Below are 1,938 nucleotides of genomic sequence, written 5' to 3' on the forward strand. Positions count from 1 at the left end.
GCTCGTAAGTGCCGGCGGTCGCTTCGCCCGAACGCAGCGCCCAAACCACCGCCCGCCGCCACGCCCCGTGCGGAAACAGCGAAGCATCGCAAAACCCGGCGTGAAAGTCGAACCGAACCGGCTCGAATGCGGGTGGTGGGGCTATCGCCTCCCAGATCCGGCGTGGCTGGAGCACGCCGGTAGATCGGCGTCCGGTCTTTTCTCGCCCGGCCGGCACGACCAATTCGCTGATGAACGTCCCAGACCCCTGCCGGGATGTCACGAACCCTTCCGCGGCGAGCCGTTCATAAACCACGGTCACGGTGGCACGCGACACGGCAAGCGTCCGCGCCAGTTCGCGGCCAGGCGGCAGAGGGTCGCCGGGCCGCAGCCGTCGATCCAGAACGGCGCGCCGTATCTGACGATAAATCTCGCCGCTGAGATTCTTGCGCCCGACCAGGCTTATGTGAAAGGCGGTCATTGTTCAGCAACTGGAATTGGTCTGACGCAGGCACTGGAATTCAGCCTGCCACCAGTCCTCCTGCGTCCTGCCGGCTTAGCGGCAGCGCCTTGCAAGTGTCGTCATGCCAATTGGAATTGGACTGGCCAAGAATCCATGAATTGGCACTTCTATCGGTCCTCTAGCCTCCTTACCATTGCTTCGGCGGCAAGGGAAGAAGCGGATGGCTGGCTATGGGAGGCTGAAATGCCTCGAGCGGAGACTCGAATCCATCACCCGTCGAGCGTGCGACTACCTTGGTCTGTGCCGAAAACCACAGTCGCGGCCCTCAAGACTTGGCAATTATCCGTCTCAAGAGGTCGGGCAATCGCGGATTTGTCTCCCGAGCTGTTGAGGGACATTCGGGTCCATGCCATCGATCTGCCGGACCACGGGGCCGATCCTACGCCGGTCGCCACGGCTGACCCTATTCGCGCCATCGGCGGCGGCCTTGCGAGCACAAGGCCGCCGCCGCTTGCTGGTGGACCATTCGATCGGCGGCATTTTCGAAACCCGCGCCGTCGAGACCACCGCGCGGCTCGAAGCTGCGAACCAACCGTCAACATTTTGGGGAGAGTGCCATGCCCAACCATCAGCGCTCTGCTACGCGCACGACAATGCTTGCCCACCAGCCCGGTTCGATCCCGGGCGAGACAGGGCTGCGCGCGGCCGACCGACCAATCGTCACCACGCAAGAGCTTCCTTCCGCTGTCCCACTGATGGCGCTTTCGACCGGTTTCTGGGCCTTCAAGACTCTGGCCGCCGCGCACGAGTTGGACCTCTTCAGCCGCCTTGCGAGCGGCGCCGCCATCACGGTTGCCGGTTTGGCGGAAGCGCTCGGCCTGCATCAACGACCGGCCGAGATGCTGTTGACCGGCTGCGCTGCACTTGGGCTCCTGGAGAAAACGGACGGCCGCTATCGCAACACGCCCTTAAGCGAAACTTATCTCGTGAAGGGTAAGCCGTATTACTTCGGTGGCTTCGTGCAGATGGCCGACAAGCGACTCTATGCGGGCTGGGGAAGGCTTGCAGAGGCGCTGCGCACGAACCGGCCAACCACATGGGATCCGGCAGTGCAATCCTCGATGTTCGAGGGCGAGGATCCTACGATGCTGGCGCTTTTCTGGGAGGCGATGCATTCGCTTTCCACGATGACCGCGCGCAAGCTCGGCGAAGCCGTGGATCTCAGTCATTTCCGCCGCCTCCTGGACATCGGCGGCGGATCGGGCGCGTACGACATCGAGCTTTGCAAACAATATGGGGCGCTGCGTGCGACCGTGTTCGACTTGCCGCATGTCGCCGCGATCGCCGCGGGAAAGATCGCCGAGGCCGGCTTGACCGACCGCATCGAGACCGCGGACGGCAATTTCTTCGAACAGCTTCCCGGGGATCACGACGTGCATCTCCTGTCGATGATCATGCACGATTGGGACGAGGCGAAGAATCGCGCCCTGCTGCGC

The 1,938-nt window shown here is 63.2% G+C and carries 2 protein-coding genes; one reads left to right on the top strand and one right to left on the bottom strand.

Annotated elements, in window-relative coordinates; genetic code table 11:
• On the bottom strand, positions 1-460 hold a 460-nt coding region (locus FJ980_RS30200; protein ID WP_140547261.1), incomplete at its 3' end, for a GntR family transcriptional regulator.
• A 737-nt stretch (positions 461-1,197) separates the two neighbouring features.
• Between FJ980_RS30200 and FJ980_RS30210 the strand changes: the two genes are divergently transcribed.
• Positions 1,198-1,938 (top strand): acetylserotonin O-methyltransferase (locus FJ980_RS30210; protein WP_246676622.1); only part of this gene is annotated, 741 nt, incomplete at its 3' end.

The sequence above is a fragment of the Mesorhizobium sp. B1-1-5 genome (assembly GCF_006443065.1).
GTDB lineage: Bacteria > Pseudomonadota > Alphaproteobacteria > Rhizobiales > Rhizobiaceae > Mesorhizobium.